General features: G+C 63.1%; 18 protein-coding genes. 8 read left to right on the forward strand and 10 right to left on the reverse strand.

Features of this window, described 5'->3' with window-relative positions:
- Positions 1–150: 150 nt before the first annotated feature.
- From PSV26_RS00850 to PSV26_RS00865, 4 genes are all read right to left on the reverse strand, one after another.
- Complete coding sequence (locus PSV26_RS00850; RefSeq protein ID WP_300517507.1) at positions 151–1,344, reverse strand: ABC transporter substrate-binding protein; 1,194 nt, start codon at positions 1,342–1,344, stop codon at positions 151–153.
- 70 nt (positions 1,345–1,414) lie between these two features.
- Positions 1,415–2,119 carry an ABC transporter ATP-binding protein gene (locus PSV26_RS00855; protein ID WP_300517510.1) on the reverse strand — a complete coding sequence of 235 codons (705 nt, stop codon included), beginning with the start codon at positions 2,117–2,119 and terminating at the stop codon, positions 1,415–1,417.
- Positions 2,119–2,892 (reverse strand): ABC transporter ATP-binding protein, encoded by a 774-nt coding sequence (locus PSV26_RS00860; RefSeq protein WP_300566526.1) that lies wholly within the window; start codon positions 2,890–2,892, stop codon positions 2,119–2,121. Before PSV26_RS00860 ends, PSV26_RS00855 begins: the two co-directional genes overlap by 1 nt.
- A gap of 252 nt (positions 2,893–3,144) precedes the next feature.
- Positions 3,145–3,909 (reverse strand): SDR family oxidoreductase, encoded by a 765-nt coding sequence (locus PSV26_RS00865; protein WP_300517516.1) that lies wholly within the window; start codon positions 3,907–3,909, stop codon positions 3,145–3,147.
- Positions 3,910–4,239: 330 nt separating this feature from the next.
- On the opposite strand from PSV26_RS00865, the gene PSV26_RS00870 reads away from it, so the two are divergent.
- Positions 4,240–4,476, forward strand: a complete 237-nt coding sequence (locus tag PSV26_RS00870; RefSeq protein WP_300517519.1) for a DUF6139 family protein — start codon at positions 4,240–4,242, stop codon at positions 4,474–4,476.
- Positions 4,477–4,482: 6 nt separating this feature from the next.
- Here the strand turns inward: PSV26_RS00870 and PSV26_RS00875 are convergent, their stop codons facing one another.
- Complete coding sequence (locus PSV26_RS00875; RefSeq protein ID WP_300566529.1) at positions 4,483–5,733, reverse strand: DEAD/DEAH box helicase; 1,251 nt, start codon at positions 5,731–5,733, stop codon at positions 4,483–4,485.
- Between the two features lie 139 nt (positions 5,734–5,872).
- Here PSV26_RS00875 and PSV26_RS00880 point away from each other — a divergent pair, with 139 nt between their 5' ends.
- The 3 genes from PSV26_RS00880 (at position 5,873) to PSV26_RS00890 (ending at position 7,238) form a co-directional block, all read left to right on the forward strand.
- A complete protein-coding gene (locus PSV26_RS00880; RefSeq protein WP_300517525.1) occupies positions 5,873–6,220 on the forward strand; it encodes a DUF6172 family protein in 348 nt (115 codons plus the stop codon).
- The gene (locus tag PSV26_RS00885; RefSeq protein ID WP_300566532.1) at positions 6,217–6,522 is read left to right on the forward strand and encodes a hypothetical protein; all 306 of its coding nucleotides are present in this window, start codon (positions 6,217–6,219) and stop codon (positions 6,520–6,522) included. Before PSV26_RS00880 ends, PSV26_RS00885 begins: the two co-directional genes overlap by 4 nt.
- A 185-nt stretch (positions 6,523–6,707) precedes the next feature.
- Positions 6,708–7,238 (forward strand): DUF1236 domain-containing protein, encoded by a 531-nt coding sequence (locus tag PSV26_RS00890; RefSeq protein ID WP_300517531.1) that lies wholly within the window; start codon positions 6,708–6,710, stop codon positions 7,236–7,238.
- A gap of 89 nt (positions 7,239–7,327) precedes the next feature.
- On the opposite strand, the gene PSV26_RS00895 is transcribed toward PSV26_RS00890, so the two are convergent.
- From PSV26_RS00895 to fdxA, 5 genes are all read right to left on the reverse strand, one after another.
- Positions 7,328–7,927, reverse strand: a complete 600-nt coding sequence (locus tag PSV26_RS00895; protein ID WP_300517534.1) for a 3'-5' exonuclease — start codon at positions 7,925–7,927, stop codon at positions 7,328–7,330.
- A gap of 21 nt (positions 7,928–7,948) precedes the next feature.
- Positions 7,949–9,145: an amidohydrolase family protein gene (locus PSV26_RS00900; protein ID WP_300566535.1), complete on the reverse strand. Its 1,197-nt coding sequence runs from the start codon at positions 9,143–9,145 to the stop codon at positions 7,949–7,951.
- A 56-nt stretch (positions 9,146–9,201) separates the two neighbouring features.
- Positions 9,202–9,891 carry a TetR/AcrR family transcriptional regulator gene (locus tag PSV26_RS00905; RefSeq protein ID WP_300517540.1) on the reverse strand — a complete coding sequence of 230 codons (690 nt, stop codon included), beginning with the start codon at positions 9,889–9,891 and terminating at the stop codon, positions 9,202–9,204.
- Between the two features lie 139 nt (positions 9,892–10,030).
- The gene (locus PSV26_RS00910) at positions 10,031–10,804 is read right to left on the reverse strand and encodes a ferredoxin--NADP reductase (protein WP_300566538.1); all 774 of its coding nucleotides are present in this window, start codon (positions 10,802–10,804) and stop codon (positions 10,031–10,033) included.
- Positions 10,805–10,843: 39 nt separating this feature from the next.
- Positions 10,844–11,173: a ferredoxin FdxA gene (fdxA, locus tag PSV26_RS00915; protein WP_300566541.1), complete on the reverse strand. Its 330-nt coding sequence runs from the start codon at positions 11,171–11,173 to the stop codon at positions 10,844–10,846.
- A 263-nt stretch (positions 11,174–11,436) separates the two neighbouring features.
- Between fdxA and PSV26_RS00920 the strand changes: the two genes are divergently transcribed.
- Genes PSV26_RS00920 through PSV26_RS00935 form a run of 4 tightly spaced genes read left to right on the forward strand, consistent with a single transcriptional unit; the run spans position 11,437 to position 15,291 of the window.
- Complete coding sequence (locus tag PSV26_RS00920) at positions 11,437–13,071, forward strand: 6-hydroxynicotinate reductase (RefSeq protein ID WP_300566544.1); 1,635 nt, start codon at positions 11,437–11,439, stop codon at positions 13,069–13,071.
- 12 nt (positions 13,072–13,083) lie between these two features.
- Complete coding sequence (locus PSV26_RS00925) at positions 13,084–14,001, forward strand: UPF0280 family protein (protein ID WP_300566546.1); 918 nt, start codon at positions 13,084–13,086, stop codon at positions 13,999–14,001.
- 22 nt (positions 14,002–14,023) lie between these two features.
- Positions 14,024–14,665, forward strand: a complete 642-nt coding sequence (locus tag PSV26_RS00930) for an amino acid synthesis family protein (RefSeq protein WP_300566548.1) — start codon at positions 14,024–14,026, stop codon at positions 14,663–14,665.
- A gap of 41 nt (positions 14,666–14,706) precedes the next feature.
- Positions 14,707–15,291 carry an amino acid synthesis family protein gene (locus PSV26_RS00935; protein ID WP_300566549.1) on the forward strand — a complete coding sequence of 195 codons (585 nt, stop codon included), beginning with the start codon at positions 14,707–14,709 and terminating at the stop codon, positions 15,289–15,291.
- The last annotated feature ends 58 nt before the right edge of the window (positions 15,292–15,349 follow it).

Here is a 15,349-nt window from a genome sequence, read left to right on the forward strand (position 1 = left end):
AAACAAAGTGAAAGTGATGACTTCGTGCCCGGGGCAAGGCGCAAGCCGCATCGAAGGCTGTTCGCCTTCGCAAGGACTGCAACGCCGCCCTGGGTGCGAAGGCGCGGTTTCATGTTTCGATATTTTCGGGTTGCGGTACTGAGAATCCGCTTACTTCTTGATCAGGGCGCACTTGGACTCGGCGACCGTGGTGAAGGCCTGGTCGCCAGGGATCTTGGCCACGGTTTTGTAGTAGTCCCATGGTGTGGTCGATTCCTTGGCCGACTTGACCTGGAACAGGTACATGTCGTGGATCATGCGGCCGTCGGCGCGGATCTGGCCCTTGTGGTAGAAGTCGTCGATCTTCATGCCCTTGAGCGTGGCCATGACCTTGTCGCCGTCCGTCGTGCCCGCAGCCTGAACGGCCTTCAGGTAATTCGTCGCGGCAGAGTAGTCGGCGGCCTGCAGGCTCGAAGGCATGCGCTTGTACTTGTCGAAGAAGCGTTTGGCAAACTTGCGCGACGCATCGTCCTGGTTCCAGTACCAGCTGTCGGCCAGCTGCAGGCCTTCGGTGTTGGCCAGACCCAGGCTGTGCACGTCGTTGATGAACACCAGCAGGCCGGCCACTTTCATGGTCTTGTTGATGCCGAATTCCTTGGCGGCTTTCATGGCGTTGGTGAAGTCGCCGCCGGCATTGGCCAGCGCCAGCACCTGGGCCTTGGACGATTGCGCCTGCAGCAGGAAGGATGAGAAGTCGGAGGCATTGAGCGGGTGGCGCACGGCGCCGGCCACGGTGCCGCCGTTGGCCTTGACCACGGTCGAGGCATCACCTTCGAGCGAGTAACCGAAAGCATAGTCAGCCGTCAGGAAGAACCAGTTCTTGGCACCGGACTTCACCAGCGCGCCGCCGGCCACCTTGGCCAGTGCCACGGTGTCGTAGGCGTAATGCACGGTGTAAGGCGAGCAGGCTTCATTGGTCAGGCGTGCCGAGCCGGGGCCGATGGCGATGAAGGGACGCTTTTTTTCCTCGGCGATCTTGGCCATGGCCAGTGCCGTGCCCGAATTGGTGCCGCCGATCAGCATGGACAGGCCATCCTTGTCCATCCACTCGCGCGCCTTGGAGCTCGCCACGTCTGCCTTGTTCTGGTGGTCGGCGGTCAGAACTTCGATGGGGCGGTTGAGCACCTTGCCGCCGAAATCCTGCGCGGCCCACTTGACCATTTCACCGCCGGCCGGGCCGTCGATGTCGGCATACAGGCTGGACATGTCGGTGATGAAGCCGATCTTGACGGGGCCGGTGTTCTGCGCGGAGGCGGCGGCGGCAAAGCCGATAGCCAGTGCGGCGACGAGGGTTTTGAGTTTCATGGAGTCTCCTTGGGTTGTGGTCGAAAGCGAAAAAAAAGGGAAAAGCGAAATAGGCCGGGCAGGACGACGCTCAGACGCCGAGATATTCCTGCAGCATGCCCATGTTCTGGGTCAGCTCGTTCTGCGCAAACTGTTTCACGATGGTGCCGTGCTCCATCACGTAAAAGCGGTCGGCCAGCGGCGCGGCGAAGCGGAAGTTCTGCTCGACCAGCACGATGGTGTAACCCTTGGCCTTGAGCGTGAGAATCATCTCGGCGAGCTTTTGCACGATGACGGGCGCCAGGCCTTCGGAGATTTCATCGAGCAGCAGCAGGCGCGCGCCGGTGCGCAGGATGCGTGCCACGGCCAGCATCTGCTGCTCGCCGCCCGACAGGCGCGTGCCGGGGCTGGACGCGCGCTCTTTCAGGTTGGGGAACATGGCGTAGATTTCCTCGATGCTCATGCCGCCCGGTGCCAGTGTGGGCGGCAGCATCAGGTTTTCCTCGGCCGTCAGGCTGGCGAAGATGCCGCGTTCTTCAGGGCAGTAACCCACGCCCATGTGCGCCACCTTGTGCGGCGCCAGTTTGATGGTTTCTTCACCATTGATGCGGATCGAGCCCTTGCGCGAACCGGTCAGGCCGACAATGGCGCGCATCGTCGTGGTGCGACCGGCGCCGTTGCGGCCCAGCAGCGTCACCACCTCGCCCTCGTGCACGGTCAGGTTCACGCCATGCAGAATGTGCGACTCGCCATACCAGGCGTGCAGGTTCTCGATTTTCAGGAGTTCCTTGGACATCAGTGGGCTCCCTGCAGTTCGGTATTGGCGGTGCCCATGTAGGCCTCGATCACCAGCGGGTTTTTCGACACTTCGTCGTACGGGCCGTCGGCAATGATGGCGCCGCGCTGCAGCACCGTGATGCGGTCGGCAATCGAAGACACCACGTTCATGTTGTGCTCCACCATCAGGATGGTGCGGCCGGCGGAGACCTTCTTGATCAGCTGGGTCACGCGGTCCACGTCTTCGTGGCCCATGCCCTGTGTCGGTTCGTCCAGCAGCATCAGCTCGGGCTCGAGCGCCAGCGTGGTGGCCAGTTCCAGCGCGCGTTTGCGGCCGTAAGGCAGGTTGACGGTCAGCTCGTCGGCGAAATCCTGCAGGTCCACCTCGGCCAGCAACTGGCGGGCGCGTTCATGCAGGGGAAACAGCGTGCTCTCGGCTTTCCAGAAATGAAACGAGGTGCCAAGATTGCGCTGCAGCGCCGCGCGCACGTTTTCCAGCACGGTCATGTGCGGAAACACCGCCGAGATCTGGAAGGAACGGACAATGCCGCGCCTTGCCGTCTGTGCCGGCTTTTCGGTCGTGATGTCCTTGCCGTTGAACAGGATGGTGCCGGTGGTCGGGTGCAGGAATTTGGTCAGCAGGTTGAAGAAAGTGGTTTTGCCCGCGCCATTGGGGCCGATCAGCGCGTGGATATGGCCGCGCTGGACTTTCAGGTCCACCTGGTTGACGGCCACGAATCCCTTGAATTCCTTGGTCAACCCACGCGTTTCAAGAATGAACTCCGCTGACAAATTGCTCTCCGGCTACAGACATTGAAATGGCGGGCGCACGGGCCCGTCACAGAGAACTGCATGCTAACGAGTCGCGTTGTGGCGCGTGAGCGGGTTAGGACTTAGGTAGTTTTACGTGCCGGCCTGCCGGAGGAAAAACACCCAGGGCAAGCCGCCTCGGGCCTGGGGCGAGCCCGCAGCTGTGTCAGGGTTTTGTCAGAAAAAGAGAACGCGGCGCGCCAACCGGTTTTCTGCAGAACGGGTGTCGGTTTTTCAGCGTGCGTGGGTCACGCCGCCGTCAACCACCAGTGTGGAGCCGACCACGTAGTCGCCGGCGCGCGAGGCCAGGTAGATGGCGGCGCCGGCCATGTCGGCGTCCTGCCCGACACGCCCGGCCGGGATTCGCGCGGCGACCGCTTCGCCATGGTCACGGGCGTCCTTGTTCATGTCCGAGGCGAAGGCGCCGGGGGCGATCGCGCTGACCACGATGTTGTCCTGGATCAGGCGCAAGGCCATGCGCCGGGTCAGCTGGATCAGGCCGGCCTTGCTCGCCGCATAGGAATAGGTTTCCATGGGGTTGACGGAAATGCCGTCGATGGAGGCAATGTTGATCACCTTGGCGGGACGCCGCTCGCCGGACTTGCGCAAGGCGCTGATCAGTGCCTGCGTCAGGAAAAAGGGCGTCTTGAGGTTCAGGTCCATCACCTTGTCCCAGCCGCTTTCCGGAAACTCGTCAAACGGGGCACCCCAGGCAGCGCCGGCGTTGTTGACCAGGATGTCGAGCTGCGGCTCGAGCGCACCGTACGCCGCGGCCAGGCCCCTGGCCCCTTCGAGTGTCGAGACATCGGCAGGCAGCGACACGCAGTGCCCCAGGCTGGCCAGTTCTTTGGCGGTCTGGTCGCAGGCCGCGGCCTTGCGAGCCGAGATGTAGACCCGCGCACCCTGGGCCAGGAAGCCGGCGGCAATCATGCGGCCGATGCCGCGTGAACCGCCGGTGATCAGCGCCGTGCGGCCCTGCAGGGAAAAAAGATCGTTCATGGTGGACTCCTGGCTGGGGGGATGGGGGAGGGAAAGGCTTGCCGGGCAGCTTATCGCCAGTGCGGCGGCGAAGGCGTCACCTGCGTGTCTGCGCTGCGCGGGGACAGGACACTTGGCGCTTGTTTTTCATGACAAAAACGGCCACAGCCCTTGATTGACAGGCGCCAACAGCTATCAAAAGAGGAGTATCTGAAGTCCCGGTCCGGGGCCTGGCATCCGTGCCGGACCGGCCCGGGCAGCGGGAGTCCGGGTAACAAGCAGGGACTTTCCTGCGGGCAGGCGCTGGCCGGGGGTAAGGTGGAGGACTCAGCCACCTGCCAAGGAGACCTCATGCGTGTCGACATTTACCGCCGGGCCGAAGCCAATCGCCAGTTTTCCTACCTCGCTGTGCCCGAAGGGCGGCTGATTCCCGAGGAGGCCACGAACAGCGATTGGGAGACTGAAGCCCGGGCGGTGGAAATGGGTGCCAGCGCCGAGAAGATCAGCCAGTACGCGATTCCCCGCCCCGAGCAGCAAATTGCCGAAAAAGGATATGCCATCACCAGCGTGAACGGCGCCGGTCACTGAAACCGCCTAGCCTGCGCGCGCTGCCGCAGCCCGGAGTTTGTCTTTCTTGCTGGGGCGTTTGCCCTTGATGCCGCCCGTCGCAGGCGAGCTGCCGGCCTCGTCAGTTGACGGTTCCGTCGGTACCGGTTCAAAACCTTCGATCTGCTCTAGCGGCAGGCTCAGCCGCTGGCGTTTTTCGATCAGGCGCCAGTGGGCAAGCGTGTCCGCGCTGACAAAACTCAGGGCGACGCCGCTTTCTCCGGCGCGGCCGGTGCGGCCGATGCGGTGGATGTATTCCACCGCCGAGCGCGGCAGGTCATAGTTCACCACCACCGGCAACTGCGCAATGTCCAGGCCGCGGGCCGCGACATCGGTGGCGATCACCACCTTGAGTCGCGAGGCCTTGAAGTCGGCCAGCACCTGCGTGCGTTTGCCCTGGCTCAGTTCACCGTGGAAAGGCTCGGCGTTGATCCGGGCCTTGCGCAGCTTGTCGGCGACCATTTCAGCCGCATGTTTGGTGGCCACGAAGACCAGCACGCGGCGCCAGCCGTTGGTCTGAATCAGGTGGCGCAGCAGCTGGGTGCGCCGGCCGGCGTCCACGGCCATGGCCCGCTGCACGATGTCGGGTGCCTGCTCCGGCCCGGCCAGCACGTCGATGCGGACCGGCTCGCGCAGCAGCTTCTGCGCCAGGGCCAACACGGCGGGCGGCAGGGTGGCCGAGAAAAACAGGTTCTGGCGCTGCGGCGCGAGCAGGGCGAGGACGCGCCCGAGTTCGTCCGCAAAACCGAGCTCGAAAAGGCGGTCGGCCTCATCAAGCACCAGCAGGCGGACGCTGGACAACACCACGGCGTTGTGGTCCACCAGGTCCAGCAGACGGCCGGGGGTGGCGACCACGATGTCGGCTCCGCCGCGCAGGTTCATCATCTGCGGGTTGATGGACACGCCGCCAAACACAGTCGCCACCTTCAGCGCCTGGGGCAGTTGCTGCGCCAGGCTGCGGACGGTCTCGCCGACTTGCGCCGCAAGTTCGCGTGTCGGCACCAGGACCAGCGCACGTACCCTGCGCGGCTTCTCGTGGGGGCCGGTCAGCAGTTGCTGCAGCAGCGGAAGCACAAAGGCTGCAGTTTTGCCGGAGCCGGTCTGGGCCGATCCGAGGACATCGCGTCCCTGCAGCACTGCCGGAATTGTTTCTGCTTGTATGGCGGTGGGTGCGAGATAGCCGCGCAGGCCGACGGCGCGCAGCAGGGGAGGGGATAAACCCAGGGAAGAGAAGGGCATGAGCGGCTTTGTGACGGGGGCGATGGCTCGGGCTAGCCTCACCGCAAGGGTCCAGTTTAAGCTGCCCCAGGTCGCATAATCGAAGGCTTGAGACTCAGGTCCGCCAGGACAGGGTCATCGATCGACATCAGAGGCCGCCGTGAAAAAGACATTTCAGTTGAATATCGAAGGAAAAAACCGCGATCGTGTGCTGGACGCCGTCAAGCATGACATTCGCAAATACGTCAAAAGGCAGCGCCGGGTACCTTTGCCGGAAGGTGTGGATTTCTGGGACTTCGACTGCCGCTTTGGCCCCACCCAGGAGACTGCCACGGTGGTGCATTTCGCAACCATCTTTCCGCTGGTGGATGGCGCCGCGAAAGAGGGCGCCGATACCTTCTACCTGGAATTGCTGGCCAAAGAGGGCCGGCGTACGCACCGACCCCGCCCGCTGGGGGTCGATGATGGAAGCGGTGTGACTGCGCAGGACGCCGAATCCGGCGAATGAGGCTGCAGTTTCTCGTTTTCGACCACAGCGAAGACCCACAGGGAGGCGGCAGCTTTGACGCCATGGCCTCGGTGCGTCAGCCGCAGCTTGTTGCGTTGCGCGCCGAAATTGCCGAGGTGGTGGACTGGGCCGAAACCGTGTTCGCCGGACAGCGCGCGCCGCTGGACGAGGGAGGAGAGTGGGATATGGACTTGCAGGAGCAGACCGATGCGGCTTCTCCGCTGTGGCATGTGCTGACTTTGTCCATCAGCGGCAGCGCGCTCTTTTGCGCCGCGTTCATCCAGCGCTTTGGGTTGGACTAGTCCTGCAGCACGGAAGTAGCGAGGGCGCTGGTTCTGCTGCCAACTGCGAACGACTGTTTATGGCGTGCGCGATAACTTGCCCAGGTCGACGACCTACTTCCACATGGCGAAAAAGCCTACGCCACCGTGTAAGAAAAAGTGACAAGCTGTCTATTGAGCCGATCACGGCTTCAAGGAAACACGCCATGACATATTTTTCATCCAAAACCCGCCTCGTGACATTGGCCATCGCCACCCTTTTACTTGCGGGGCCCGCATTGTCAAAGGGAAAGGACGATGACGACAACCATGGAAAAGGCAACGGCAAACACGCCCAGAAGTTTGAGGAAAAAGAGCAAAAACGCGAATCCAAGGAGCAGGATAAGGCCGCGAAGCGGGAGCGTAAAGAAATTCAACCGGGCAGCTATTTCAACGATCAGCAGCGTACGGTTGTGCGTCAGTACTACGTGCAAAATTACTCAAACGGCAAAAAATGCCCTCCAGGGCTGGCCAAGAAGAACAATGGCTGCATGCCCCCAGGCCAGACGCGCAACTGGGCTGTTGGCCAACCGATCCCGCGAGGCGTCACGATCTATTCCGTGCCTCAACCCGTCATTGTGCAGCTACCGCCCGCACCTTACGGCTACCGCTATGCGCGCATTGGCGGCGACATCGTATTGGTACAGCAACAAAACAACCTGATTGTGGACATTATTCAGGGTCTGCTGGGTGGCTGATGCAGGGAGATAGCCGGGTAGTCATGGTGATCCAGGCATGACAACCCGGGCCACATTCCAGGAACCGGGCCTATTGGTCTTCGCGCGCCCTAGCCCGGCGGCAATCCCAGCGCGTTAAAGGTCAGCATGGCGGCCCAGGCATCATTGGCGGCGTAGACCAGCTGGCTTTCGCTGAGCTGGCGGTTGGCCCAGTTGGAGGTGGTGGCCTTTTTCGATTTCAGGAAGCGGCGATTGAATAACACGGCCACCGCACCACGCACGCCAATCTCTTTCGCATAACCCCTTTTCCGGAACACCACGTTGAGGTCCAGCACATTGCGCGGCTCCACGCCCAGGGTCCGGCGGATCTGCGTATGGTCGCCGGCCAGGCCGAAGCCAACCTTGGTAATGTGGCCAGCTTCCAGCAGTGCTGCCACCACCTCCCGGCAGCGCGGATCGAAAAGCTGGAACACCCAGGCACGCTCCAGCGTGGACAATTGCACCACATGCGGACCCTCGGAGACCTGGTCTCGAAAAAACGTGGGCTTGGACTCGGTGTCGAAACCGAGTGCGCTGCAGCCCGACAGGAAATTCCAGGCGTCCTCGGCCTGCGCCGCAGTGGCGACCAGCACGATGTCCGCCAGGCCCAGGCGCTCCAGTGGCTCCAGCAGCGCGAGTTCATCGCGGCTCGGCGAGGTGAATTGCGGCATGGTCGACGCGGGCGCCCGGCCTCAGCCCGGCACCACCATGCTGGGAATGGTGGTGGCCGGCGGCGTGTTGCGGCTGCGGCCGCTGCGTACAATGCCGTCGATCATCACCATGCCCACACCGGGGATGTCGCCGCGCTGGACGCTGTCGAGCAGGTTCAGCCCGGATGAATGCTGGGCCTTGTCCATGAACACGAAGTCGGCATCGCGGCCGACCTCGATCAGGCCGCAGTTGAGCTGGCGGATACGCGCGGTGTTGCCGGTGGCAAAACAGAAGGCCAGTTCGGCCGGAATGTTGCCCAGGCTGGACAGCAGGGCGATGAGCCGCAACATGCCCAGCGGCTGCACGCCGGAGCCGGCGGGCCCGTCGGTGCCGAGAATCACCCGGTGCGGGCATTTGAGCTGCAGCGCGGCCTGCGCTGCGGCAATCGCGACCTTCTCGTTGCCGTTGTGCACGATCTCGATGGCGCGCGAGGACTTCTCACAGAGCTCGCAGACATGCTGCTCGGACAGGGCGGTGTGGCCGCCGTTGATGTGGCCGATCACGTCGGCGTCGGCTTCCAGCACCACGTCCTTGTCGATCAGGCCGGAGCCGGGAATCGACGGGCCACCGGTGTGGATGGTGCTCTGGATGCCGTACTTGCGGGCCCAGGCCACCATCTCCCTGGCCTCGTAGCCGGCCTTGACCGAACCCAGGCCGACCTCACCGAGCAGCGTGACGCCGGCCTCGGCCAGCTGTTTGAAATCGTCCTCGACCATGCCTTTTTCGATGATCGGGGCGCCAGCCAGCACCTTGACGCCGCCGGGACGGAAGTTGTCGAAAGCGCGCTGCGCGGTGATGGCCAGGGCCTTGAGCCCGACGATGTCCTTGGGGCGGCCGGGCAGGTGCACCTCACCGGCCGAAATCATGGTGGTGACGCCGCCGTGCATGGTCGAATCAATCCAGCCGATCTGGTTTTGCCGCGGCGTCCAGTCGCCGAACACGGGATGGACATGGCTGTCGATCAGGCCCGGGCAAACGCAGGTCTGGTGCGCATCGATGATGGTCTGTGCGCCCTCGGTGTCGCAGTCTTTGGCCTTGCCGACGGCGACGATCAGCCCGTCGTTCACGACAATCGTGTCCGCGTCCAGAATCGGCTGGTCGATGTCACCGGACAGCAGCAGTCCGATGTTTCTGATCACCACTTTTCCGGATTTTCCGGTCGATACAGCTTCTGCCATGTTGTTTGCCCTCTCAAAGGTCGTGTGTGGGAATGTCCGCCGGCGGCGCGCAGATGTCAGGGGTTGAGCATCACCGTGCGCAGCACGGTGCTGGTGATGAAAGCCTGCCAGTCGGCCAGGGCCTCGGGTGTCTGCAGGTCTTCCCCGAGAAAGGCAGACAGCGTGTGGCGGTTGGAGATGTAGAAGTAGCCGGTCGCCGCGATCAGCAGGTACACATTTCGTGCGGAGATGTCAGCGCGAAACACCTTCTTTTTCACCCCGCTTTCCAGCAGCTTCTGGATGATCGCGATGGCGGGCGACGAGTATTCCCGGGCACGCATGGACTTGGAGATGTGTTTGCCGCGGTGCAGGTTTTCGGTGTTGAGCAGCGTGATGAACTCGGGGTTCTTGCTGTAATAAGTCACGACAAAACGGATGACTTCCTTGAGCGACTCCACCGGCTGCTCCAGGTCGAGGTCGAGCTCCAGCTCGGCATCGTTCATCCGGCGGTACATGTCTTCCAGCACTTCGATGAACAGGCCTTCCTTGCTCCCGAAGTAGTAGTAAATCATCCGGTCGAAGGACTTGGCCGACAGCGAGATTTTTTCCACGCTGCCGCCCTCGTAGCCGTACCGCGCAAAGACCTTGGTGGCGGCACGCAGGATATTGTCGCGCGTGGTTTGCGCAGCCTGCTCCCGCACGCCCGGCCGCTTTGCTGAGGCGAGCCGGGCAGTCGCCGAGCGTGGGGATGTGGGTTTGGTGGCCATGGCGTCAGCTAGCAGGCAATAAGCGTGGAGGTCTTCTCTTCACCAGCCGGGTCCGCGGAGCCGGCTTTGCCGGGCCGCAGGCGAAGCGCCCCCTCGGTGGGCAGCGTCGTAGGCGTAGCGACAAGCGTGGGGGCCATATTCACTGCTCGGCAAACGCGCGTTCGATCACGAAGTCGCCGGGTCTGGAGGTGTTGCCTTCCACAAAGCCGCGTTTCTCAAGCATGTGTTTCAGGTCCTTGAGCATGCCCGGGCTGCCGCAGATCATGACGCGGTCCTGCGCGGGGTCCAGCGCAGGCAGCTTCAGGTCTTCGAACATCTTGCCGGTTTCCATCAGGTCAGTGACGCGGCCCATGTTGCGGTAACTCTCGCGCGTCACGGTCGGGTAATACAGCAGCTGCCTGGACACCATGTCGCCGAGGAACTCGTGTTGGGGCAGATGGTCCACGACCAGGTCGTGGTAGGCCAGCTCGTCGGCCTGGCGCACGCCATGCACCAGAACGATCTGCTCGAACTGTTCGTAAGTTGCCGGGTCGCGGATGATGCTCATGAAGGGCGCCAAACCGGTTCCGGTGGACAGCAGGTACAGCCGCTTGCCGGGAAGCAGGTAGTCGATCACCAGGGTGCCGGTCGGCTTGCGCCCGACAATGATGGTGTCGCCCACCTTGATGTGCTGGAGACGCGACGTCAGGGGGCCGTCGGGCACCTTGATGCTCAGAAACTCCAGGTGTTCCTCATGGTTGGGGCTCACGATGCTGTAGGCCCGCAGCAGCGGCTTGTCGTTGACCCGCAGGCCTATCATCGTGAAATGGCCGTTGCTGAAGCGCAGCGAGGTGTCACGGGTGGTGGTGAAAGTAAACAGGCGATCCGTCCAGTGATGCACGGACAGGACACGTTCTTCGTTGAAGGCGCTCATGGTGGTGAATGTAGGGGCTGAAGGTTCGGGTTGGATGATTCAGCCGTCGAGATGAATGCTCGCCAGCTTACCGGTTTTGTCTTTCCATTGCTCCGCCGTCGCCAGGGGCGCGATGCGCCTGGAAATGGTGGGCCATTGTCTGGCGAGGCGCTGGTTGAGCTCGAAAAAGGGTTCAAACTGCGCGGGCATGTCCGCGTCGGCGTAAATGGCGTTGACCGGACATTCGGGAATACACACGGCGCAGTCAATACACTCGTCCGGATCGATCACCAGAAAGTCCGGACCTTCCTTGAAGCAGTCCACCGGACAGACGTCCACACAATCCGTGTATTTGCATTTGATGCAGGCATCGGTGACGACGTGGGTCATGGGATCCTTGGGGAGGGGGCTGCAGGTCAGGCCGCTGGCGCTCGATGGCGTCAATGTGCCATACAAATGTAGTGAATGCAACATTTAAATGTAGTGCCCATAACATTTTTTGAGTGTTGCCGGACCTGACGCGTAAACACTATTGCACAGACCCGATGTATGCGCTACATTGATTTCAAATGTAGCGAGCGCAACATTCCAGTTAAGCAAGCGCTACATCCGGAATGACGTACAGGATGACCGGCGGTACGAAGGCAAACACGATGACCGAGCATACAAAAACGGACGGCTTACCAGGCATGGATTCCCCCGGGCTTCCCCAGGTCCTGGAAAAGGCCCGGCCGCGCAGCGAGCGAATGAACAGCGAGAAGATTGAATGCAATGCCTGTCCTGTGTTGTGTCAGATCTCCGACGGCCGCAGCGGCGCCTGCGACCGGTATGCCAACCAGGGCGGCACGCTGGTGCGGGTCGATCCGGTGCTCTTGCTGCGGCGCACCCTGGACGGCGGCGAGCCTGTGCTCGTGCCGTTCACGGCCCGACCTGTTGCTGCGGATGCGCCCGATGCTGCCGCATTGCCCGATGCCGCGCCGGAAGAAACCTCCTGGCGTGGTGATCTGCTGCTGGCCGACGAGGTGTTCGTCACCGGCGTGGGCTCCTCGACGACCTACCCCGACTACAAGCCGGCGCCTTTCATTGTGTCCTCCCGGGTAGCGGGGGTGGACCTGGTCACGGTGGTCACCGAGGGCATCTTCAGCTATTGCAGCCTCAAGGTGAAGATAGACACCGACCGCTTCCTCGGCGCCGAGCAGGCCAACGTGCGCTTCAAGGGCGAGGTCGTCGGCCATGTGACCACGGCGGAATACGGCTCCCAGATGCTGTCGCTGGGCGGAGTGCACCACCTGACCGGGGGCAGCAAGAAAGAGGGCCGGGTGACGGTCGAGATGATGATGGCGCTTGGCAACAAGCAGCCGGCTGAACTCACGATTGACGGCGGCTCCCAGATCCTGATCCAGGCCGGCCGGGCACCCGTCGTCAACGGGGTGGAGGAAAAGCGCATGCGTGTGGGTTGTGGCTCGGCCACCATCGGCATTTTCGCGAAACAGTTCTACGGCAAGCTTGACGAGGTGGTGGTGGTCGATGATCACATCACTGGCGTGCTGACCGAGCACCAGGCCGGCCGCTGCCTGGACATGCGTCCCTCGGGGATCAGGATGCAGGGCCGCAAGTCGACGCCCGGACGATATTTCCAGGTGGCCAACCCCGGGACGGGGTGGGGTGGCACGGACATCGCCGATCCACTGGCCATCATTGAAGGGTGGGACGCCGAGGCGGCCTGGCCGGGCCTGCGGCTGCTCATGACGTCGACCACCGGCGAGCACGCCGGCTGGTATGTCCTGGACGACCAACTCCAGCCGGTGGAACAGGACATGCCTGAAGAGGTGCGCCGCATCGTCGAGCGTATCGGCGAAAACTGCGAGCCTTCGCTGACCACCGTGCTTTTTCTGGGCGGCGCCGGCGGCAGCCTGCGCGCGGGGGTCACGGAAAACCCGGTTTTGCTGACGCGCGCCATCAAGAACGCGCTGGTCAATGTCACCTGCGGCGGGGCGCCCGCCTATATCTGGCCCGGTGGCGGAATCACCGTGATGGTGGACGTCATGCGCATGCCGGACAACAGCTTCGGCACCGTACCGACACCGGCCATCGTCGCCCCGATTGAATTCAGCATGAAGCTCGATGACTACCGTGCATTGGGCGGCCACATGGATCATGTGCGCACGCTGGACGATGCACTGCGGCGGGGAGCCTGGCACAACGAAGGTGCGCCCACGGCCCGTCAGTGGGTGCAGATGCCCGCAGCCAATCCGTGGCCGCTCGCGCGGCCGCCACTGCTGGGCTGAGCCAGGCGACCCATGGATGCCCAACGCACGCTTCTGCCCGACGGCCGCTGGCACTTCCAGCATGGTCCGATGGACATCGTCATTGGGGCCAGCGGCCGTCCGGCCTGTGTCGAGGCTGCCCATGCGGCGGCGTGGGAGCGCTTCACCGGCATGCTGGACGAACTGGTGCAGGAGCTCGCTGCCATGCGACAACCGGTGAGCGGCGACTGTCCCTTGCGGGGCCCCATCGCCCGGCGCATGTGGCACGCCTGCCAGCCTTATCAAAGCAGTTTCATCACCCCGATGGCCGCAGTGGCCGGCGCCGTGGCGCAGGAACTGGTGGCCTGTTACGCCGTTGATGGCGTGACGCGTGCATGGGTCAACAATGGTGGTGACATCGCCTTGCATCTCACCCCCTCGCAGTCGGTGCGCATCGGGCTCTATGCTGATCTTTCGCGCCTGAGCATCGGTGAAATTCTCGACGGGGTGCAGACCGATGGTCAGTTCGAGGTGGCCAGTGTGCTGCCCGTGCGCGGTGTGGCCACCAGCGGCTGGCGCGGCCGCAGCTTTTCGCTTGGAATTGCAGACAGCGTCACGGTTCTCGCACGCACCGCGTCCGAGGCCGACGCCGCGGCCACCGTCATTGCCAATGCGGTCAATCTGCAGGATGCCCGCATCCGCCGCCGGCCGGCCTGCGAATTGAAGGATGATTGCGACCTCGGCGCGATTCCCGTCACGGTGGATGTCCCGCCACTGGAGCCGGCGCTGGTGCAGCAGGCCTTGCGGGCCGGCCTGAAGCGCGCGCAGGCTTTGCGCGCCGCAGGCCTGATCTGGTCGGCCGCGCTGGTTTGCCAGAATCAGGTGATGACCACCGATGCGGCGGAACGGGTGACCCTGAAAAACCGGGTCGCCGACGGTCGCAGAATGCAACTTGGTTCAGTATTTGCTTAATGAAATGGATGGACGCCAACCGATGATTGAAATACGACGTATCTTCACGCATGTGGAGCAGATCTGGCACGAGTTCGGCCCGGTCGCCCCGGTGCCGCTGATGCGCGGCGCCATAGCAGCCGTGCTGACCAATCCGTTTGCCGGTCGTTACGAGGCCGACATCCTGCCCATGATGGACGGGCTCCAGCCGGTCGGCATCGACATGGCCGAACGGTTGCGCGCGGCGATGGGCGTGCCGGCGGAGCGCATCGAGGGTTACGGCAAGGGCGCCATCGTCGGCGCGGCGGGTGAGCTCGAACACGGTGCACTGTGGCACGTTCCCGGCGGCTACGCGATGCGGGAACTGCTGGGCTGGAAGGGTGATGCCGCGGCTTATGCCAAGGGGCAAGGCGAGGAAAAATCCGGGCGCCCCGGCAATGCCCTGTCCATCGTGCCTTCCACCAAAAAGGTGGGCGCGCCGGGCACTGCGCTGGATGTGCCGATGACGCACATCAATGCTGCCTATGTGCGCAGTCATTTTGACGCGATCGAAGTTCGCGTTCCCGGCGCCCCCCTGCCGGATGAAATTGTCTTTATTCTTGCCATGAGCACCGGTCCCCGTGTCCACGCCCGTGTGGGCGGGCTGGCAGCCCACGCCATCAGCAAGTGGGACGGTCTGCGCTAAAGCGCCATCTACACAACGACAATACGCAAGGAAGAAGCAGCATGACAGCCATGATCAGAAAAATCATCGTCCAGGTCGACGAGACCCGGATGGAAATGGGGCAAGCGGTCCATCCACCGACGCGGCGGGCGCTGGCCATGGCGGTGATCGCCAATCCGTTTGCCGGCAAGTACGTCGAGAACCTTGACGAGCTGATCGCCATCGGGGAAGAGCTCGGCGGACTGCTGGGTGAAAAATGCGTGCAGGCGCTGGGCATCTCGTCCGACCAGGCACAAAGTTACGGCAAGGCGGCGATTGTCGGCGAGGCTGGAGAACTGGAACACGCCGCAGCCATCCTGCACCCCAAGCTGGGTGCGCCCCTGCGCCTGGCGGTCCAGAAAGGCGCGGCGCTTGTGCCCTCCAGCAAGAAGCGGGGCGGCCTCGGGACCGCCATTGACGTTCCGCTCGGGCACAAGGACGCGGCTTTTGTGCGCAGCCATTTTGACGCCATGGAGGCGCGGGTCGCCGATGCACCGCGTGCCAATGAAATTGTGGTTGCTGTCGTCGTCACAGACAGCGGCCGGCCACTACCGCGCGTGGGCGGCTTGCAAGTCCACGACATCAAGGGCGAGGATGGGCTCCGCTAGGCGGCGCTCCTCACCATCCATTCCGATCCACGACAAGCAGGAGTTTTTTATGAAGATG

Source organism: Polaromonas sp. (assembly GCF_029945685.1).
Taxonomy (GTDB): domain Bacteria; phylum Pseudomonadota; class Gammaproteobacteria; order Burkholderiales; family Burkholderiaceae_C; genus Polaromonas.